We start from the raw sequence: 19971 nt of genomic DNA, 5'->3' as shown, positions 1-19971 counted from the left end.
CCGCAGCTCGTTCATTCGGCGGCCCCCCGCAGCGCGCGCGACGGCTCTTCGGACCGCTGCCGAAGGCCGACGGCGCTCACCACGACCGCGATCACCGCCACGAGACCCAGTGCGAGCGCAACGACCTGCAGCCACAGGATCGAGACCACGACCGATGGCACGGCGGGAACACCGCTCGGCGACACGGCCACGACCGGTGCCGTCATCATCGACAGCAGCAGTCCGATGGCAACTCCGAAGACGATGCCGAGTGCGCCGACCACGAGTGCCTCCGCGGCGATCACTCCCGTCAGGGCGGCGCGGGTGAGGCCGATGGCGCGCAACTGCGCGAACTCCAGCCGGCGCGCTCGCACGGTCGCGGCCGTGTGCGCCGCGAATCCGATCGCGGCCAGTACGGCCGATCCGCCGATCACCAGGAACAGGGCAGCCTGAGCAGCGATGCGCAGCGGTCCGCTCTGCAACGCGCGGGCGACGCCGTCGACGCTGAGGGTGGGCTGGTGGCCGGCGGGCGACGGATGCCCGGCCGCATAGGCCTCGCCCGTGCCATCCGGCACGTCGACCCACCACTCGTCGACCGATGCACCATGCTGGCCTGCCTGAACGAGCGCCCGGGAGAGGGCCTGCTGGTGCACCACGACGACAGCGCCGTCCGGCTCGTCGGTCCCGGTGCGCAGGCTGCTGCCGGATGCACCGGGTACGAGGGCAGCCGAACCGCTCAGCACGATCGGCACCCGCGCCCCCGCGATGCCGAGCGACAGCGGCAGAGCGTCGCTGAGGCCGAGCTGCTCCACGAGTTCCGACGACACCACGGCCGCCATGCCCGTGGTCGGGAGCCAGCCCAGCAGCACATAGCTCGCCGGATTCACGGCGAGGTCGCCGGGCAGCTGCACGTTCAGACGCAGTTGTGAGCCGGCCGGGGCATCGCCGGTGATGGGTGCAGAGCCGTACGCCACATTCGTGGACGCTTTCCAGGCCGTCGCGGGCGCCATCTCGAGAGGACTCGCGGTGAGCTCGGCCGGCTCGGCCGCCGGTGCTCCGGTCAGCGCTGCGACGTCGCCGACCAATACGTCGGCGGATCCTCCCGGCTGGCCGGCGTACCCCTCGGGATCGCTCACGAAGACATCGACCTGCAGGCCGACCAGCCGCATCGGCTCATGGGATGCGGGTGCGGATGCGGATGCGGTCGCGGGTTCCTTCGCGGATACCGCGGGCAGCGCAGCCCTCAGTTCGACCGGCCGACCGTCGAGGGCTGCTGACCCGAGGTCGAGGGTGTCGAGCAGGCCGGCGGCATCCTCGAGCACGGCGTAGATGCGCGCCGTCGCGCCCAGCAGGGGCGCATCCGCATCGCCGACGCTCACCGTCGCGGCCACGCCGCGGGCATCGACGCCGAGATCGACCCCCTCCGCAGTATCGATCGAATGCTCGGCGGCCAGCCCCTTCGCCACGTCATCGCCGCCCTCCGCGCCGAGCCGACCGCGCTCGATCAGCGGCATGGCCGTGGCCGGCAATCCGAGCACCGTCGCGGATGCCACCCCGCTCGAGTCGTCCACGGTGAGGTCGGCGGCGGCCCTCGCCAGCCTGGCCGATCGCCGGATGACCGGCTGCGGTTCGCCGATGGCGCCGCCCGCGAGCTCGGACCGCTGCGAAGCGGCGTCGACACTGTCGGCCGAGACCACAACGGGCGCGCCGAGGGCGAGCGCGGCCTGGTCCACCTGCGCCTGCCGCCAGGTGGAGAGGAAGACCACGCCGAAGCTGCTGACACCGAGGGCGAGGGTCAGCAGCAGCACGGCCGCCGTGGCACTGCGAGTGCGCCTGGCGACCTCCCACGTCGCCAGTGGAAACACCACCCGGCGCGAACTGGACGCGATCCGATCGAGCGGCCTGGCCGCGAGAGGAATGAGGTGGGCCGCCACGAGCGCACCGGCCACGAGCACGAGCGCCGGCGCTGCCACGAGAACCGGATCGATGGCGAATGCCGCCTGCGCATCGACCGGGCTGCGGTAGGCCAGCAGGCGCGCGAAGGCGACCCCGGCGACTACGACGACGGCCAGGTCGATGCCGGCGCGCAGCAGGCCTCCGGCACGGCCCCGACTGGAGCGGTCATCCTCGCGGTCGGCGCGCAGCACGGGCGCGGCGAGCACCACCACGAAGGCCGCGGCGACGAGCGCCGAGACCGCCCACACGGATGCCGGAACCAGGACTGCGCGTGGCATCCCCGCTGCCGTCATCGCCGGCAGGGTCGCGATGGCGGCATAGACGAGCCCCGCAAGCACCGGCGCCAGCGCGAAAGTCACGACGGCCAGAACCACGCCCTCGAACACCGACATCGTCAGCAGCTGCCCGGTCGATCCGCCACGGGCACGGAAGAGCCCGCGCTGCACGGTTCGACTGTCGGAGAGCAGGGCGGCGGTCTGCGCGAGGGCGACGAGAGCGACCACGAGCAGCAGCAGCGCGACCACGGCGACGGTGGATCGTGTGACGACGAGGTTCGCCGATGCCCGCGACACCGTCTCGGCGAGGTCGCTCGATGACGAGACGCTGTCGGCGATGTTCCCGACACCAACGGTGATCGCCTGCGACAGCTCACCCAACTGCTCGTTGAGAACGGGCAGCTGCTCGACGGTCAGGGTGCTGAAGTCGGGATGGAAGTCGATGTCGATGCGCTGGACCGGCACCTCCGCGGCATCCAGTGCACCCGCAGCGGCCACGAGCGGCCCGAAGCCGTGCATGGGAACGTAGACGCTGACTCGCGGCTTCGGGAACCCGGGCACATCGCCCTGCCCGGCAAACGGGTCACTCGCCCAGAACGCACTCGTGGGGTCGTCCGCCCGGTACACCCCCACGACGCGCACCGATACCGGCGCGCCTCCCGCGCCGGCCTCGACGCTCAGTCGATCGCCGACAGCGAGCCCGAGTGCCTGGGCCGCCGCGTCGGGTATGGCGACGGCCACTTCCGACGTCGACACTGCTCCGGATGCCGCATCCGGTGCTGCATCCGGGAAGGAGCCGCTCACGAGATCCGCGTGGTCGGCGAAGTTGTCGTACTGCGCCAAGTAGGTCAGCGCCGGGGTATCCGCATCACGATCGGGCACACGCGCGAAGTCGGTGAGCGCAGCGGCCTCCGTCGTCACGTCGAGCCCGCCGAGAACGTCGTCCTGCACGGCGCGCGTCGCGGCGTCGGTCACGACCTCGACAGCCACCGCGGGACGAGAGATGTGCACCGAGATGTCCACGCTGGCATCCGATGCCCCCGCGAACGTGGCGCGCAGGCCGGCGGGCTCGCTCACCACGACCAGGAGCACCAACGCAGCGATCGCGGTGGTCGCCGCGACGGCGAGTGCGAACGCCACCAGCAGCAGGCGAGCATCCGCCCGCATTCGTCGCAGCGCCGTGCGCAGCATCCAGACTGCGCTCACCGGGCGCTCACCGGTGCGTTGCCCGCGGCGCTCACCACGCGGTTCCGCGCCGGTCTCGGCAGTCCACGCATCCCCCGTCTCCCCCGGCGAACGTCAACGGGCGCCCGGCAATACTAGTAGGCCCGGTCGCCGATCATGTCGAGCCCCTTCCCCTGTACCCAGCCGCAACGCGATGTCGGCAGTTAGGTCCAACAATCCACCGGGGTAGCATCTTGGCCAATCCCCGCACGAGAATCGGGTTAATTCACTCGCCACCTCCGCGGTTTCACGAACGCTCCTCAGCTGTCGAACTTCGGGCGCAACTCCTCGACAAGCTCCGTGTAGTTCCGTAGGGTCACCTTCCAGCGCGTCACGTCAGCCTCTTCGAAGGTCACGTTGTATCGCCCCGACGTACGGTCGAACTGAACGAGGAGCTTCACCGGCAGTTTCTCATCCTGCTGGTAGTAGCCGTCCGTATACGCCTTCACCGCAGGCGCGACGGCCCACGGGTCTGAAACCACAGCCGAGATGACGTTTCCGGGAGAGTACGCGTATCCATGCGCCTCGTTGAACTCTGATTCGGGGAACTCGAGGATCATCGCGAACGAGTCCCAGCCGCTGTCGCCCTTCATGTTCTCGACCAGCGCTCGAATGAGTTCGACTGTGACGTCGCTTGGCATAGGACTCCTTGTTGTCGGATCGAAGAGCGTTCCTGTATTCGCGGGCTCGCGCTCGGCCGTCTGGCCGGACACATGATCACTCATCGGCCAATCAGCGTGCATGATCTCCCCACCCGTCAGGGTCGTGATCGCTTACGAGACTCGACAATACTGCGCCCGACGTAGAGGTATCACTGAGAGGACGGGACGTGCTGATCGGGGTCGTCGCGTCGCCGACGCGCCGCCTCGAGCTCAGTATGGTCAGACATCCAGGGCGCAAACCCATCCAGGGCGTCGAATCCGCCAGTGGCGCGGGATCGCGCGCTCGAGCGTCTCGAGGTCGGCGAGGATCAGCTCGGTGTTGAAGGACGCCCGAGACCCCGTTCCTGTGCCGTCGATGGCACGATACCGTCGGTAGATGGTTGAAATTCAGGGACTCGACGATCTTCTGGCGGCATTGAACGCCGGGGAGACGATCCCAGGAAGTTCGGCGCACCACGCAGCCATGCACGCCACGAGCCAGGAGTCGCTGCGAATCACCGCCGAGCTCAACGGGCGATACCACTCTCCCGATGGGGTACGAGCCCTGATGAGTGAACTGACCGGGCGCGAGGTCCCCGACTCCTTCCAGCTCTTCCCGCCATTCAGCGCTGACTTCGGCAAGAACATCCGCTTCGGTGAGGATGTGTTTGTCAACAGCGGTTGCCGGTTCCAGGACCAGGGCGGAATCGATATCGGCGATGGCGCCCTCATCGGCCACAACGCCGTCATTACGACGTTGAACCACGACATGTCGCCCAGTCGACGTGCTGACATGCACCCGGCGCGAGTAGTCATCGGCCGAGGCGTGTGGTTCGGGGCGAACGTGACGGTACTACCGGGCGTGTCGATCGGCGATGGGGCGGTAGTGGGCGCGGGTGCGGTCGTCACGAAGGACGTACCTGCGGGGGCAGTGGTCGTTGGCGTGCCAGCGAAGCAGGTCGGCACGGTGTCGGACGGGTAGTCGAAGCGCAGGCCAACTCGCTGTGCTCAGGATCAGGAGTCCTTCCCAACCGATGAACCGGAACGCGACTACACGTTGAAGCGAAACTCCACCACGTTCCGCTACGGAGCAACCTCTCCAGGTCGGATTCTGTCGGGTAGTTGACATGCAAGCGGGCACTTGCATAAAGTGACGATGTGGATCACACCCCAGAGCTCTACCGGGCGCTCGCCGATACGACGCGTCGCCTGATCCTGGATGAGCTCGTCGAACGCGACGGGCAGACGCTCTTCGAGATCTGCGGACGGCTCACGATGAAGCACGGTTTGACATCGTCTCGCCAGGCCGTTTCCCAGCACCTCGATGTCCTCGAATCCGCGGGCCTCATCCATACCCGCCGCGAGGGCCGATACAAGTTCCACGATCTCCACACCGAACCGCTCGCGGCGATCGCTGAGCGGTGGCAGCGAAAGGCATCCGCATCATGATCAGCATCAAGATCACCAGTATCTACGTCGATGACCAGGGGAAGGCGCTCGATTTCTACACCGAGAAGCTCGGTTTCATCAAGCAGCTCGACGTGCCGACCGGCGAGTACCGCTGGCTCACGGTGAGCAGCCCCGCCGATCCCGACGGTGTGCAGGTGCTGCTCGAACCCGATCAGCACCCCGCCGCAAAGGTGTACAAGGCCGCCCTGGTCGAGGACGGCATCCCGTTCACGCAGCTGGCCGTCGACGACATCGACAGGGAAGTCGCGCGCATGAAGGACCTCGGCGTCACATTCACGCAAGACGTGACGGACTACGGAAACGTGGCCGTCGCTGTCTTCGACGACACGTGCGGCAACCTCATCCAGCTCGCGATGATGAAGGATCCCAACGCCTGATCGTCACACGTTGAAGCGAAACTCCACCACGTCGCCATCGTGCATGACGTAGTCCTTGCCCTCCATGCGGGCCTTGCCCTTGGCGCGGGCCTCGGCGACCGACCCGGTCTCGACGAGGTCATCGAAGGAGATCACCTCGGCCTTGATGAAGCCGCGCTCGAAGTCAGTGTGGATGACGCCGGCCGCCTGCGGCGCCTTCGCGCCCTTCGGGATCGTCCAGGCGCGCGATTCCTTCGGGCCGGCCGTGAGGTAGGTCTGCAGACCGAGGGTGTCGAAGCCGATACGGGCGAGCTGGTCGAGGCCCGACTCCTCCTGCCCGGTCGAGGCCAGCAGCTCTGCGGCGTCGGCGGGGTCGAGATCGATGAGCTCCGACTCGATCTTCGCGTCGAGGAAGACCGCCTCGGCGGGAGCGACGAGCGCTGCGAGTTCGGCCTTCTTCGAGGCATCCGTCAGTACCGCCTCGTCGACGTTGAAGACGTAGATGAAGGGCTTCGCGGTGAGCAGGCCGAGTTCCCTGATGGGCGCCAGGTCGACGGATGCCGCGGAGAGCGGCGTGCCCTTCTGCAGCACCTCCTGCGCTTCCTTCGCCGCCTCGAGCACCGACGGGTCGATCTTCTTGCCCTTGAGCTCCTTCTCGTAACGCGGGATGGCGCGTTCGAGCGTCTCGAGGTCGGCGAGGATCAGCTCGGTGTTGATCGTCTCCAGGTCTGACTTGGGGTCGACGGCCCCCTCGACGTGCACGACGTCGTCGTCGGTGAAGCCGCGCACGACCTGCGCGATCGCGTCGGCTTCGCGGATGTTGGCGAGGAACTTGTTGCCGAGGCCCTCACCCTCCGAAGCGCCGCGCACGATGCCGGCGATGTCGACGAACGACACGGCGGCGGGCAGGATGCGCTCGGAGTTGAAGATTCCGGCGAGCGTCTCGAGCCGCGGGTCGGGCAGGTTCACCACGCCGATGTTCGGTTCGATCGTCGCGAAGGGGTAGTTCGCCGCGAGCACCTGGTTCTTGGTGAGCGCGTTGAACAGGGTGGACTTGCCGACGTTGGGCAGGCCGACGATGCCGAGAGTGAGAGCCACGGGGGTCTATCGTACCGGCAGGCCGCCCGAGGCATCCGCTCGGCTGCGTCGGCCGACTCTGAGCGTCAGGTAGACGCCGAGGATCACGAGTGCTCCGCCCACCATCGTGATGGGCTCGAGCGACTGGCCGAGCAGCACCGCGATGAGCACCGTGAAGACCGGCAGCAGGTTCAGGAAGATGCCGGCGCGGGTCGGGCCGACCGCGCCGGCGCCGAGGTTCCAGAACGCATACCCGAGCATCGACGGGAAGATCACGATGTACGCGAGCCCAAGGGCGCCGCCCGTCGAGGCGGGGAGCGTGACACCGACGACGGCGATGAGCGGCAGCATCGTCACGACGGCCATCACTGCCTGCACGGCGGTCGCCGTGATCGGCGGCGTCGTGAGCCGCCGGGAGAGGATCGAGTACGCGCACCACGAGATGACCGCCGCCACGATGAGGAGGTCGCCGAGCTGGAAGCCCTGCCGCACGACGGCGATCACGTCGCCGCCGGTGAGCACGAGCAAGACGCCCGCGAACGCGACGACGAGACCCGCGATCTGTGGGCCGCGCAGTCGCTCGTGCAGGAAGATCGCCGCGGCGAGCGCGATCGTCGCGGGGTTGATCGCCGAGATGACCGAGGCGTTCACCGCCCCGGTGAGTCCGAGCCCGCTGTAGAGGAAGAGGGTGTACCCCGTGAGGCCGAGCACCGAGAGCAGCAGATGCCACGGCCACTCGCGGGCGGCACCACGCCAGTCGGGGCGCTCGATCGCCCACGCGAGCACGAGCAGCGGGATCGCGGCGAACGCCCAGCGCCAGAAGGTGAGCGAGATCGGGGAGATCTCGGCGATGACCATCTCTGCAGAGATGTAGTTGCCTGCCCAGAAGAGATTGGCGAGCGCGAGTGCCAGGTACGCCCGTCTGCGATTCATCCCCTCAGGATATGGGCGGAGTCGGACTCACTTCGCGAGCACGGTGCGGAAGCACCGGGTGACGTACGGCACCACGAGCTCCTCGGCGCCCGCGATGTCGGGATGCGTCGTGAGCAGCGTCTCGAGAGCGCTGATGGTCGCCTGCTGCTCGACGGATGACGCGGTGATGAAGTAGCTGCGCGAACGAACGAGGTCGAGGAACCCCTCACGCGACATCCGTGCGCCCCATTCGACGGTGTGTTCGGCGATCTCGCCGAACGGTGGCCCGACCTTCACGTAGCTCTCGAACGTCGCGCTCGCATCGTGCCGCTCGTGCATGATCTCACCCGCCTCGCGCAGCCAGTCGACGCTCGTGTCGCGGCTGTTCCAGACGAGGCCGAGCACGCCGCCCGGCTTCAGCACTCGGGCTATCTCGGGGATCGCGCGATCGGGCTGGAACCAGTGCCAGGCCTGGCCTGCGACGACCGCGTCGACGGCGTCGTCTTCGATCGGGATGTCTTCGGCCGTACCGAGGATGCGCGGAACCCCCGGCACCGCGACCTCGAGTTCCTCGAGCATCTCCTCGACGGGGTCGACGGCGATCACCTCGCGGTCGAGCGCGACGAGCGCTTCGGTGAGCTTGCCGGTGCCTGCGCCGAGGTCGAGCACTCGCGTCGCGTCGCCGATGAGCCAGGCGACGGCTTCCACCGGGTAGCCGGGACGGGCCTGATGATAGACGGATGCCGCTGAGCCGAACGAGCGCGCACTCGCGAGCGTCTCGGGGTCGGCCGGGTCGGCCGGGTCGGCCGGGTCGGCCACGAGACCGTACTCGCGCGTCGCGTCGGCGTCTTCGTGCATTCTCATGCTCCGCTCCCTCAGCCTGTCGAAGGGAGCATCCTGCTCCACCACGGCCATTCCACGCCCTGCCCGGGGCATCCGTCAACCTCGGCGTTCGCGGCGGGGGCGTCGGGCGGTGTCGGCCTGACGTGCGACGATGCATGTGTGCCAGTGGACTTCACCGCGATCGACTTCGAAACCGCCAACTCCTCTGGCGCATCCGCCTGTTCAGTGGGGCTCGTGAAGGTGCGGGCCGGCGTCGTCGTCGATCGCGAGCACTGGTACATCCGGCCGCCGTTCCCGCACAACGAGTTCTCGGAGTGGAACATCCGCATCCACGGCATCACGCCCGAGATGGTGGCGGGCGCGCCCGACTGGTCGGTGCACCTGCCCGCGCTGCGCCAGTTCGCGGGCGACGACATGCTCGTCGCGCACAACGCGGGCTTCGACATGGGCGTCATCGCAAAGACCTCGACCGCGCTCGGCCTCGACGTACCCGACTTCCGCTACCTCTGCAGCCTGCAGGTCGCCCGGCGCACCTACCACCTCGACTCGTATCGCCTGCCCGTCGCCGCGATGGCCGCCGGCTTCGAGGGCTTCTCGCACCACGATGCCCTCGCCGACGCCGAGGCGTGCGCTGCGATCATCGTGCACGCGGCGGCGCGCCATGAGGTCGACGACCTCGACCGGCTCGCGCACATCACCCGCGTGAAGGTCGGCGCCATCGGGCCGGTCGCCACGCGCGACGACCGTGCCGCGCACGGTCCCATGGCCCTGCAGTAGGCCGGCCCGCCGGTCGAGGAGCGAGCGCCGGCGAGCGTATCGAGCCCCACCCGTCGGTCGAGGAGCGACCGATGAAGGAGACCGCGTATCGAGACCCACCCGTCGGTCGAGGAGCGACCGATGAAGGAGACCGCGTATCGAGACCCTCCGTCCGCGTCGCCCGCCGTTGTCGGTAGCCCCTGCGACACTGTCGACATGGACATCCTCGCGCTCGTCATCGGCCTCCTCGTCGGCGGCGCCATCGGCGCGCTCGTGGTCGCGCTGCTCCTGCAGCGGCGCACCACCGCCTCCCCCACCGAAGACCCCGCGCTGATCGAGGCGCGCCACCAGGCGCAACTCGCCGAGGGCCGTGCTGCCGAGGCTGCGGCCCTCGCCGAGCTGCGAGCCCACGAGCAAGAGGTGCGCGCGAGCCTGCAGGCCGAGCTTGCCTCGACGCTCTCCACTGTCGATGCCCTCGAAAAGCAGATCGACGAACACCGCGCCCGATACCGCGACCTCGTCGAACAGCAGCGCACCGACCAGACCGAGCGAACAGAGCGGGAGAAGCGCGAGAGCGCAGTGCTCCAGGCGCTCAGCCCCGTTCGCGAGACACTGCAGACGATGCAGACCAAGGTCACCGAGCTCGAGCGCCAGCGCAGTGAGCAGTACGGCTCGCTCGCCGAGCAGCTCAAGCAGGCCCAGGTCTCCGGCGCCGAACTGCGTGCCACGACCGAGTCGCTCGCGTCCGCACTGCGCTCGAACAGCACGCGCGGCGTGTGGGGTGAGACCCAGCTGCGACGCGTCGTCGAGGCTGCAGGCCTCACGCAGTACGTCGACTTCTACACCCAGCAGAGCATCGTGACCGATGCCGGCTCCGGCCGGCCTGACATGGTGGTGCGTCTGCCCGGCGGCAAGTCCATCCCGCTCGATGCCAAGGTGCCGCTCGAGCACTACCTCGAAGCGAGCCAGATTCCCGTCACCGCCACCGGAGACGAAGGCGCCCGTCGCAAAGAACTCGTGAACCGCCATGTGAAAGCCGTGCGCGGTCACATCGACGCGCTCGCGAAGAAGACGTACTGGGAGGGGCTCGACGCCAGCCCCGAGTTCGTCATCGCGTTCATCCCGAGCGAGTCGCTGCTGTCGTCGGCACTCGAGGCCGATCCGGCGCTGCTCGACTATGCGTTCGGCAAGCGCGTCGCGCTCGCGTCGCCTGTGAACCTCTGGGCCGTGCTGAAGACGGTGGCGTTCACGTGGCAGCAGCAAGCCGTCTCCAACGAGGCGAAGAAGCTCTTCGACCTGGGCAACACCCTCTACCAGCGCATCGGCACCCTCGCAGGGCACGCCGACGGGCTGCGCAAGGCCATCGAACGCACGGTCGACAGCTACAACAAGTTCGCGAACTCGCTCGAGACTCGCGTGCTGGTCACCGCCCGGCAGTTCCCGGGCATCGACGAGACGAAGATCGAGCTGCTCACGACCCCTGCCGCGGTGCACGAGCAGCCGCGGCGGCTGACCGCGCCCGAGGTCACGGGCGGCGACACCGCCGATGTCTTCGACGAACGCGACGCCGAGGGAGAGCCGCTCCTCGAACTCGACCCCGACATCCGTTCGATCTGACGGCCTGGCCGGGTGCCGGCCGTCGGGTGAGCGCGCTCACTCGTCGTGCAGCGCTCACTCAGCGTCGAGATCTCGGTCCGAGTGCAGAGCTCAGTCGTAGTACAGGTCGAGACTCTCGCTCAGCCGATCCCGTTCCCGCAGGCGCCGACCCGCGCCTTTCGCGCTGGCAGTCGTCAGGGTGACGAGCAAGTGGATGACGAGCGCAACCGTCGTCGGCGAGTTCGCGAACGACGCGCTCTCGGTGTTGACGATCAGCTGCTCCTTCGCCACGGACACCAGCGGCGCGTCCGGCGAATCGGTGATGACGATGACCGTGCCGCCCGCCTCGGCGAAGCGGCGCGCGATGTCGACGGTGTACTTGCGGTACCGCGCGAGCGAGATCGCCACGAGCACGTCGGTCGGGCGCACGTCGCTCAGTACGTCCAGCGGCCGCACGATGGTGCCGTCGATGAGCGTGACGTTCGCGAGGCCGGCGCTCAAGTCGATCGCGAGCAGGGAGGCGTACGTGAACGACTTGGCCGCGCCGAGGATGAACCGTCGACGGGATGCGACGATCAACGCCGCGACGCGCTCGAAAGAACCGTCGTCGCGCGCCCATTCCAGCGCGGCGAGGTAGTGCTCGCGTTCCTGGTCGACGATGCGGCGCTTGAGGAGGATCGCGGAGCGGCGCTGCAGGCGCGCGTCGAACCGCTCATGAGGACTTCCGAGACTTTCTGGCGACATGTCACCCCTTCCGATGCCATCGTGCCCGGTCGGCGGGGCGCCGACAACCGCGACACCCCGAGAGACGCCCCGGATTGGGGGCTGTGCGCCGAATCACCCGATCGCGAGGTGCGGTGAGGCGCCCGCATGAAGCGTGCCACGCACCCCGAGCGGGATGCTCGATGCGTGCGGCCCGTGGCCGAAGCCGAGTTCCCAGACCAGTGGGATGCCGAGCGGAACGAGCAACTCCTCGACGAGGGCGCGCACCTCGGCGAGCTCGCCGCACGTCAGCCAACTCCCCAGGGCGATGCCGGTCAGCCCATCGAACCACCCCGCCCGCAGCAACGAGCAGAACAGCCCGTCGAGACGATAGACGTCCTCGCCGACGTCTTCGAGCAACGCGATGCACCCGCCGTTGTCGGGCGCCGGGCGCCCTCGTGCCCCGAGCGTCATGGCGAGCAGACTGAGGTTGCCGCCGACCAGTCGGCCGCTCGCCTCGCCCGAGACGAGCGTCTCGGTGGCGGGCCCGCTGAAACGCCGCCCTTCGGCCGGCTCGAAGACCGCACGTCTGAGACTCGAGACGGCCTCGAGGTCGTCGAGCAGGGCGTCGGTCGCCGGCATCGGGGTGAACCACGTGGCGAGTCCCAGCCGCTCGCACCAGTACTCGTGGATGCCGGTGATGTCGGAGCTGCCGTAGAGCGGCTTCGGCCTCGCGGTCGCAAGTGCCTCGGGGTCGAGGAGATCGAGTATTCGGACCGAACCGTACCCGCCCCGCGCACAGAACACGGCGTCGATCGTCGCGTCGCACCAGGCCTCCTGCAGGTCGGCGGCGCGCTCGTGGTCGGTGCCGGCGAGATAGCCCGCCCTCGGGTGCGCCGCCGTCGTGCTCGGATACACGACCGGATCGAGGCCCCACGTCGTGAGCAGCTCGATCGAGCGCACGAGCAGCTCCGCCGGCGGCGGTCCGCTCGGTGCGACGAGGGCGACGCGGGCTCCGGGAGCAAGCGGTCCGAGTTCAGGGGCGGTCATCGCGGGCATCTCGTCCTTCGGTTGGGTGACAAGCATACGTTCCGCATTCTTCAGCAACGGCGGCCGGATGGCCTGATCGAATCGCGCAATCGATGAGCACTGGTACGGAATCGAGCCGACTGACTGCCCGAGTGCTGCTCGATGATACGGTGCGTAACAGGCGCATTCACGACTTCCCCACTCTCCGGCGCCACCGACCCGAAGGAGCCGGCATGGCCGATCACTGGACGCTGCAGGGCCTCGATGACATCGTCTCAGCCGACCCCGAGAGCGTCGGTACTGTCGAATGGTCCGCCGCCGTCGCAGATGCTCGCACTGGTGTCGTGCTCTGGTCCCACGACGCTGAGCGGGTGCTGAAGACCGCGAGTGTGGGCAAGGTGTTCCTCCTCATCGAAGCGGCACGACAAGCGGAGGCCGGCGAGCTCGATCTCGACGAGCTTGTGCAGCGCACACCGGAAGACCTGGTCGCCGACTCCGGCCTCTGGCACATCCTCGACGCCAGTGAACTGAGCATCCGCGATGCCTGCGCCCTGATCGGGGCGGTCAGCGACAATCTCGCCACGAACGTCCTCGTGCGCCGGCTCGGCATCGACCGCATCGGGCAGACCGGTCAGGCGCTCGGGTTCACCGACTCGGCGCTGCTCGACCGAGTACGTGAAAACCGCGGCCCGGAGCATCCGCCCACTCTGTCGCGCGGCAACGCGGTCGAACTCGTCCGGCTGATGGCCGAACTCTCGCGCGGCCGGATCATCTCACCGGCGGTCTCGGCCCGCGTGCTCGACTGGCTCGCGCTCAACACCGACCAGTCGATGGTCGCCGCGCCGTTCGGTGTCGATCCGCTCGCGCACGCCGAACCCGACAACGACTTCGTGCTGCGCAACAAGACCGGCACGATCAGCACCGCTCGCATCGACATCGGCGTCTGCGACATCGACGGCGGCGGCGGGCTTGCATGGGCCGTGCTCGCGAACTGGGATGGCACGGTCGACCGACGGGATGCCGTGCTCTCTCGCATGAACGCGATCGGCACCGTGCTGCGTGCCGCGCTGCAAGAATCGGCCGCGATCACCGCGAACGCCGCGAACGCCGGGTGATGCGCGTCAGCCGACGAGCACGCTGAGCACGTTGCCGGCCGGGTCCGTGAACCAGGCGATGTCGGGCCCCTGCCCCGACTCCGATCCGCGCGCGATTCCGCGTTCGTCGGTGCCGAAGTCGTCGGGAGCGGTGTAGATCTTCGTCACGACACCCGCGGCATTGAGCTCAGCGACGGCCCCGTCGATGTCGTCGACGACGAGGTTCAGGATCGTGAAACTCGCAGGCGTGTGGTTCGGCTTCGGATAGACGAACACGCCTTGACCCGACGGCAGGGTGACGCGCAGCGCGCCGGCCCCAGGCTCGTCATCGATGGGAAGCCCCAACTTCGTGCCGTAGAAGTCGCGTGCCGCCTCGATGTCATCGACGCTGAACCCCGGGAATGCATCTCGAATCGTGACCATCGTGGTCCCCTCTCGCAACCGTGTGCGCTCACACTCGCACGATGCCATGTCGGCGTCGACCCCCTGCTCGGTCCGCTAACGAAGCTCGGGGGCGGCCGGAGGCTCGAAGCCCGCAACGGCTTCCGCCCCAGGCACGCCCTCGACCTCGACATCGCCCTGGACCTCGCCCTCGGCCTCGGCGTCCAGCATCGCGTCGAGCGGATGCGCGAGCTCGTCTTTGCCGAGGCGGGCGAACGCGAGCGTCGCGAGCGCAAGCAGCGGCGAGACGAGCCCGGCGATGAGGAACGCCGGTGCGAGGCCGATCAGCTCGCCGACCGGGCCGGCGACGGCCATCGAGATCGGCATGAGCGCCAGCGACACGAAGAAGTCGAGACTCGACACCCGACCGAGCATCGAGGGCGGCACCCGCCGCTGCAGCAGGGTGCCCCACACCACGCTCGCCGAAGAGAACAACAGTCCGCAGATGAAGAGCGCCGCGACCATCACCCAGAGCAGCGAGGTGAAACCGATGATCGCGAGCGGGAGACATCCGAAACCCCACGCCAGGATCATCAGGGTGAGGTAGCGGCGTGGCAGCCGCATCGAGGCGACGGCGAGCGAGCCGATGGCGCCGCCGACGCCGAACGCGGCGAGCGCGAGCGCGAAGGCCCCTGCGCCGCCGCCGGTCTGGTCTTTCACCGCGAACGGCAGGAGCACCTCGATCGGCCCCATGATGAGGAAGACGAGCACGATGGAGAACAGCAACGTCGCGAAGAGCCAGCGCGTGCGCAACAGGTAGGCGAAGCCGTCGCGCAGGTCGATGAGCGTCTGGCGCACCGGATGCACCGGCGGCCCGTCGAGCTCGCGGCGCACGGGTGTCGTGTGCATCATGGCGAGCACGGCCGCTGCGACGACCTGCAGACCGGCGACGACCGCGAATGCGAGCCACGGCCCCTGCATCGCGATGAGCCCGCTCGCGACCGCCGGCCCGGCAGCGTTCATCACCGACGGACGCAGCACTCCCTCGATGCCGTTGGCGGCGAGCAGCTGCGACTCGGGAATGATCGCCGGAAGCCACGCCGAGTAGGCGGGGTAGAAGAAGCCGTCGGCCACACCGAGCGCGAACGAGATGACCGCGATGTGCCACACCTCGATTTGCCCGCTGATCGCGAGGAACGCGGCGACCGAGAACCCGACGCCTCGCACGATCTCGACGGTCAACAGGATGCGTCGCTGGGGTATTCGGTCGGCCGCGACGCCGCCGAAGAGCACCGCGAGCACGAGCCCGAGGCTCGAGCCGACCGCGACGAACGAGAGGTCGATCGGCGTGCCGCCGAGGTCGATCACCTGCCACACTGCGGAGACGATCCAGGCACCGGCGCTCAGCAGCGACGCGGCGAGCGCCGCGGTCAGCAGGCGGTACTGGCTCGACCCGAACGGGCGGAGCGCCCGAGGCAGTCGTTCGACAGTGGTCACCGATCCATCATGTTCGGCGGCACCGACATCCGCACTCTGCCGAAAGCGAACGACGGGTCGGCAAACGCGGCTGAGCCTCAGAGCACGTCGTCGACGAGCCACTTCGCAGCGAGGTGATCGGCCCGCACGCGCCGAATCGTGCCCGACTTGCCGCGCAACACGATCGACTCGGTGCGGATGATCGGCCCTTTTCGCGAGACGCCGTCGAGGAGCTCGCCGTCGGTGACCCCCGTCGCGACGAAGAAGGTGTTGTCGCCCTTGACGAGGTCGTCGAGCTCGTAGACCTGGTCGCAATCGAGGCCGGCCGCCTCGCCGCGCGCTCGCTCGGCATCGTCGCCCGGCGCGAGCCGGCCCTGCATGAATCCGCCGAGCGCCTTGATCGCGCAGGCCGTGGTGATGCCCTCGGGGCTGCCGCCGATGCCGACGCACATGTCGATGCGCGACTCGTAGCGCGCGGCGTTGATGCCGCCCGCGACGTCGCCGTCGCTGATGAGGCGGGTGCCGGCTCCCGCCGCACGGATGTCGGCGATGAGCTGCTCGTGACGCGGACGGTTCAGCACGGTCACCCGCAGCTCGCTGACCTCCTTGCCCTTGGCCGCGGCGAGCGCCCGCAAGTTCTCGCCGATCGGTTTGCGGATGTCGACGACGCCGATGCCCGCGGCATCCGTCACGATCTTGTCCATATAGAAGACGGATGACGCGTCGAGCATCGAACCCCGGTCGGAGACCGCGATCACCGAGAGCGCGTTCTGGCGCCCGGCCGCGGTCAGCGAGGTGCCGTCGATGGGGTCGACGGCGATGTCGCAAGCGGGGCCGCGGCCGTTGCCGACCCGTTCGCCGTTGAAGAGCATCGGCGCTTCGTCCTTCTCGCCCTCGCCGATCACGACGACGCCGTCGAAGTCGACCGTTCCGAGGAATGCGCGCATCGCGTCGACTGCCGCACCGTCGGCGCCGAGCTTGTCGCCCCGGCCGATCCACGGGTACGAACGGATCGCCGCCGCCTCGGTGGCGCGCACGAGTTCGAGGGCGATGTTGCGGTCGGGGTGCAAGAACAGGCTTGCCGTATCGGTGCTCACCATCGAGGGTCCTCCCGGACGCTAGTGCGATCGGCCGTCGAGGCCGGCATGGATGGACGATCGTCCTTCTTCAGCCTAGGCAGCCACGGCGGGGAAGACCGCTCGGATCACGCCGAAGGCGATGAAAGAATGTGCATTCTTAACACGTCGTTCAGGGAAGCCGCGACTCGACGAGGGTCGGGCCGACACCCGGGCCGGCGTGCCAGGTGGCGACCTGCGCGCTGCCATCGGGTGCGAACCGCACGCCCGGCACGGTCGCCCCACCGGGTGCACACTCGGTCACCGCGCTGAGGAACACCCACGCCGGCGCACCGCACAGCGCGTCGAGCGGCAACACCAGCTCGAGGTCGAACCCGGCCGCCACGAGCCGGTCGCGCTCGGCGGCGGATTGCGGGGCGAGCCTCGCCCACATCGAGCCGCCGAGCGCACGCACGGCGGCGGCGGTCAACACACCCTCGGGAGCGCCGCCGACACCCGAGACGAGATCGAGCCCCGTGCCCCGTTGCGCGGCGCGCAGGCTCCGCTCGACGTCGCCGTGCACGAAGAGATCGACGGATGCCCCTGCGGCCCGAGCCTCGGCGGCGAACTGCTCGTTCCTCGGCCGCTCCTGCACGGCGACGCGCACGTGGCTCGCAGGTACGTCCCGCGCCGTCGCGATGCGAGCGACGAGCTCGCCGACCGATGCGCCGGCCGGGGCATCCGGAAGCCACGTGACGTGCTTCTCGAGGTAGTGGGCGGCGCCGAGTGCCGCGAGCGAGCCGCGCGGGGCGACGGCGAGCACGGCCATCGCACCGGGTTCGCCGGCCGCCGCGAGCCGGGTGCCGTCGACGGGGTCGACGGCGAGGTCGATGGCGGGCGCGGGTGGGCGCGTCCCGTCGGCAGCCAGGCCGAACCGCTCCCCCACGTACAGCATCGGCGCCTCGTCCTTCTCGCCTTCGCCGACCACGACCACCCCGTCGACGTCGAGCTCGGCGAGGGCCGCTCGCAGTGCTCGCACCGCGAGCGCGTCGACACCGTGCCCGTCGCCGGAACCGACGAGCGGTGCTGCGGCGAGCGCGGCGAGCGCCGTCGCGCGGCGGAACCCGTCGACGAGTCCGAGGTCGGCGAGGCGGAGCTGATCGGTGGGCATCCGTCCATCCTGCCGTGCACGCATGATGCGCCGTCGCATCGGCCGCGGCATCCGACACCTGAGTACCCCTCGGCAAGTCGGTAGACTCGACCCCAACCCCACCGTCGTCCGAAGGAGCACCATGCCCATCGCAACACCTGAGCAGTACGCCGAGATGCTGGACACCGCGAAGGCCAAGGGCTTCGCGTTCCCGGCCTTCAACGTCTCCTCCTCGCAGACGCTCAACGCGGTGCTGCAGGGCCTCACCGAGGCGGGTTCCGATGGCATCATCCAGGTCACGACAGGCGGCGCCGACTACTTCGCCGGCCACACCGTGAAGGCGCGCGCCACCGGCGCGCTCGCGTTCGCGCGCTTCGCCCACGAGGTCGCGAAGAACTACCCGATCACCGTGGCGCTGCACACCGACCACTGCCCGAAGCCCGCCCTCGCCGACTTCGTGTTCCCGCTGATCGAGGCCTCCGAGGCCGAGGTCAAGGCCGGCCGCAACCCGATCTTCCAGTCGCACATGTGGGACGGCTCGGCAGTGCCACTCGCCGAGAACCTCGAGATCGCGAAAGAGATCCTCCCCCGCATGAAGGCGATCAACGCGATCCTCGAGGTCGAGATCGGCGTCGTCGGCGGCGAAGAAGACGGCGTTCAGCACGAGGGCTCGAACGAAGCGCTCTACACGACGCTCGACGACGCGATCGCGACCGTCGAGGCGCTCGGTTTCGGCGAGCAGGGCCGCTACATGGCCGCCCTCACCTTCGGCAACGTGCACGGCGTCTACGCACCCGGCAACGTCAAGCTGCGTCCCTCGCTCCTCAAAGAGATTCAAGACGGCCTCGCAGCGAAGTACGGCACCAGTGCGAAGCCCCTCGACCTCGTCTTCCACGGCGGCTCGGGCTCGACCGACGCCGAGATCGCCGAGGCCGTCGCCAACGGCGTCGTGAAGATGAACATCGACACCGACACGCAGTACGCGTTCACGCGTTCGATCGCCGGTTACATGTTCGACAACTACGACGGTGTGCTGAAGGTCGACGGCGGTGTCGGCAACAAGAAGCAGTACGACCCGCGCGCATGGGGCAAGGTCGCCGAGACCGCCATGGCCGCACGCGTCGGCGAGTCGACGCGTCAGCTCGGCTCGGCCAGCCAGTCGATCAGCGCGTAAGGCCCGGATGTCGCAGCACGAGATCGCTCGAACGCCCGACGAGTCGGGTGACACCGCAGTGACGCACGGCGACGGCGCGGCGAGCACGCACGCCGCTCCGTCACGTCGCGACGAGCGGCCTCGACCGCAGTACGGCGAGTACGCCCCCGAGGGCTGGACGTGGACTCCGCCGGTCGACCCCGTCGCGACTCCGGATGCCCCGGTCGAACCCGCGGCCGCCGCGCAGGCCGCTCCGGCGACCGCGGCGAGCGGCACTGGGAGCGCCGCTGCCCCTGGCACGCGCCCGATCGATCGCATGTGGACCATCGCACTGCTCGTGCTGGGTGTGTTCGGCGCGCTCTACAACAGCCTCGTGCTCTTCCAGCTGCCGACCACCGCCCTCGAGTCGGCGAAGCTGTCGGCGTCGATGCTCGGCGTCGACGCACCGACTGAATTCACGCCGGGCCCCGTCGTGCCTGCGGCCATCATCGTGGGCATCGCCCTGCAGCTCGCGCTCTGGATCGGGGCGTTGCTCTGGTCGCGTGCGCGCCTGCGCGCGGGCCGGGCGACGTGGTGGGTGCCGCTGCTCGCGGGCGTGGCGGCGTTCATCGTGGTGCTCGTGGTCGGCATGATCGTGTTTGCGAGCGACCCCGCCTTCCTGCAGTCGCTGAGCCCCGCCCAGACGTAGCTCGCGTCGACGGAACAGCCGCGTCGAACCGTCGAAGTCCGCCCCGACAGCGTTGAACGGGCGGACTTCGACGTTTCGTTCGCGAGTCAGCTCGCGGCGCCCTCGGGTACGACCTGTACGCGACCGGTCTCCAGTCCCCGGGCATCCTCGGGGTCGAC

The 19971-nt window shown here is 68.9% G+C and carries 19 protein-coding genes and 1 pseudogene; 8 read left to right on the top strand and 12 right to left on the bottom strand.

The genetic code is table 11. From position 1 onward, the window contains the following. Positions 1 to 11: 11 nt before the first annotated feature. The 3 genes and pseudogenes from AC1C2S_RS14935 to AC1C2S_RS14925 form a co-directional block, all read right to left on the bottom strand. The gene (locus AC1C2S_RS14935) at positions 12 to 3416 is read right to left on the bottom strand and encodes an FtsX-like permease family protein (RefSeq protein WP_495353399.1); all 3405 of its coding nucleotides are present in this window, start codon (positions 3414 to 3416) and stop codon (positions 12 to 14) included. A 278-nt stretch (positions 3417 to 3694) separates the two neighbouring features. Continuing rightward, entirely contained in the window at positions 3695 to 4075 is a 381-nt protein-coding gene (locus tag AC1C2S_RS14930) for a hypothetical protein (RefSeq protein ID WP_495353398.1), read from the bottom strand. A 170-nt stretch (positions 4076 to 4245) separates the two neighbouring features. Then, positions 4246 to 4365: pseudogene (locus AC1C2S_RS14925) on the bottom strand (DUF6357 family protein); the annotation flags it as partial. A 107-nt stretch (positions 4366 to 4472) separates the two neighbouring features. On the opposite strand from AC1C2S_RS14925, the gene AC1C2S_RS14920 reads away from it, so the two are divergent. The 3 genes from AC1C2S_RS14920 to AC1C2S_RS14910 all read left to right on the top strand — a co-directional run bounded on the left by AC1C2S_RS14920 (position 4473) and on the right by AC1C2S_RS14910 (position 5922). After that, positions 4473 to 5057 carry a DapH/DapD/GlmU-related protein gene (locus tag AC1C2S_RS14920; protein ID WP_495353397.1) on the top strand — a complete coding sequence of 195 codons (585 nt, stop codon included), beginning with the start codon at positions 4473 to 4475 and terminating at the stop codon, positions 5055 to 5057. Between the two features lie 176 nt (positions 5058 to 5233). Beyond that, the gene (locus tag AC1C2S_RS14915; RefSeq protein ID WP_495353396.1) at positions 5234 to 5524 is read left to right on the top strand and encodes an ArsR/SmtB family transcription factor; all 291 of its coding nucleotides are present in this window, start codon (positions 5234 to 5236) and stop codon (positions 5522 to 5524) included. Next, complete coding sequence (locus AC1C2S_RS14910; protein WP_495353395.1) at positions 5521 to 5922, top strand: VOC family protein; 402 nt, start codon at positions 5521 to 5523, stop codon at positions 5920 to 5922. Before AC1C2S_RS14915 ends, AC1C2S_RS14910 begins: the two co-directional genes overlap by 4 nt. Before the next feature lie 3 nt (positions 5923 to 5925). Here the strand turns inward: AC1C2S_RS14910 and ychF are convergent, their stop codons facing one another. From ychF to AC1C2S_RS14895, 3 genes are read right to left on the bottom strand one after another with little or no spacing between them, the layout of a single operon-like run. After that, entirely contained in the window at positions 5926 to 6999 is a 1074-nt protein-coding gene (ychF, locus tag AC1C2S_RS14905) for a redox-regulated ATPase YchF (RefSeq protein ID WP_495353394.1), read from the bottom strand. A gap of 6 nt (positions 7000 to 7005) precedes the next feature. Continuing rightward, a complete protein-coding gene (locus AC1C2S_RS14900) occupies positions 7006 to 7911 on the bottom strand; it encodes a DMT family transporter (protein ID WP_495353393.1) in 906 nt (301 codons plus the stop codon). 27 nt (positions 7912 to 7938) lie between these two features. Beyond that, positions 7939 to 8754 (bottom strand): class I SAM-dependent methyltransferase, encoded by an 816-nt coding sequence (locus AC1C2S_RS14895; protein WP_495353392.1) that lies wholly within the window; start codon positions 8752 to 8754, stop codon positions 7939 to 7941. Positions 8755 to 8892: 138 nt separating this feature from the next. Between AC1C2S_RS14895 and AC1C2S_RS14890 the strand changes: the two genes are divergently transcribed. Both AC1C2S_RS14890 and AC1C2S_RS14885 read left to right on the top strand, forming a co-directional pair. Then, positions 8893 to 9510 (top strand): 3'-5' exonuclease, encoded by a 618-nt coding sequence (locus AC1C2S_RS14890; protein WP_495353391.1) that lies wholly within the window; start codon positions 8893 to 8895, stop codon positions 9508 to 9510. A gap of 195 nt (positions 9511 to 9705) precedes the next feature. Further along, a complete protein-coding gene (locus AC1C2S_RS14885) occupies positions 9706 to 11106 on the top strand; it encodes a DNA recombination protein RmuC (RefSeq protein ID WP_495353390.1) in 1401 nt (466 codons plus the stop codon). A 90-nt stretch (positions 11107 to 11196) separates the two neighbouring features. Here AC1C2S_RS14885 and AC1C2S_RS14880 read toward each other — a convergent pair whose 3' ends face one another. Continuing rightward, positions 11197 to 11829, bottom strand: coding sequence for a MurR/RpiR family transcriptional regulator (locus AC1C2S_RS14880; protein WP_495353389.1), 633 nt, complete (start codon positions 11827 to 11829; stop codon positions 11197 to 11199). Positions 11830 to 11922: 93 nt separating this feature from the next. Next, on the bottom strand, positions 11923 to 12873 hold the full coding sequence (locus tag AC1C2S_RS14875; protein WP_495353388.1) for a S66 peptidase family protein: 951 nt from the start codon (positions 12871 to 12873) through the stop codon (positions 11923 to 11925). Positions 12874 to 13049: 176 nt separating this feature from the next. Here AC1C2S_RS14875 and AC1C2S_RS14870 point away from each other — a divergent pair, with 176 nt between their 5' ends. Further along, the gene (locus AC1C2S_RS14870) at positions 13050 to 13931 is read left to right on the top strand and encodes a serine hydrolase (protein ID WP_495353387.1); all 882 of its coding nucleotides are present in this window, start codon (positions 13050 to 13052) and stop codon (positions 13929 to 13931) included. A 6-nt stretch (positions 13932 to 13937) separates the two neighbouring features. On the opposite strand, the gene AC1C2S_RS14865 is transcribed toward AC1C2S_RS14870, so the two are convergent. From AC1C2S_RS14865 to AC1C2S_RS14850, 4 genes are all read right to left on the bottom strand, one after another. Further along, entirely contained in the window at positions 13938 to 14333 is a 396-nt protein-coding gene (locus AC1C2S_RS14865; RefSeq protein WP_495353386.1) for a VOC family protein, read from the bottom strand. A gap of 75 nt (positions 14334 to 14408) precedes the next feature. Continuing rightward, entirely contained in the window at positions 14409 to 15788 is a 1380-nt protein-coding gene (locus AC1C2S_RS14860; protein WP_495353385.1) for an MFS transporter, read from the bottom strand. Positions 15789 to 15865: 77 nt separating this feature from the next. Continuing rightward, positions 15866 to 16867 carry a class II fructose-bisphosphatase gene (gene glpX, locus AC1C2S_RS14855; protein WP_495353384.1) on the bottom strand — a complete coding sequence of 334 codons (1002 nt, stop codon included), beginning with the start codon at positions 16865 to 16867 and terminating at the stop codon, positions 15866 to 15868. A 148-nt stretch (positions 16868 to 17015) separates the two neighbouring features. Further along, positions 17016 to 17993 (bottom strand): fructose-bisphosphatase class II, encoded by a 978-nt coding sequence (locus AC1C2S_RS14850; protein ID WP_495353383.1) that lies wholly within the window; start codon positions 17991 to 17993, stop codon positions 17016 to 17018. 121 nt (positions 17994 to 18114) lie between these two features. On the opposite strand from AC1C2S_RS14850, the gene fbaA reads away from it, so the two are divergent. Together fbaA and AC1C2S_RS14840 are read left to right on the top strand one after the other, a co-directional pair. After that, positions 18115 to 19146, top strand: coding sequence for a class II fructose-bisphosphate aldolase (gene fbaA / locus AC1C2S_RS14845; protein ID WP_495353382.1), 1032 nt, complete (start codon positions 18115 to 18117; stop codon positions 19144 to 19146). Between the two features lie 7 nt (positions 19147 to 19153). After that, entirely contained in the window at positions 19154 to 19813 is a 660-nt protein-coding gene (locus AC1C2S_RS14840) for a DUF6264 family protein (protein WP_495353381.1), read from the top strand. Positions 19814 to 19971 lie beyond the last annotated feature (158 nt).

The organism is Agromyces sp. Y782 (assembly GCF_059445405.1).
Note: the sequence above shows the minus strand (reverse complement) of the source record. Positions and strands in the feature narration are given on the sequence as shown.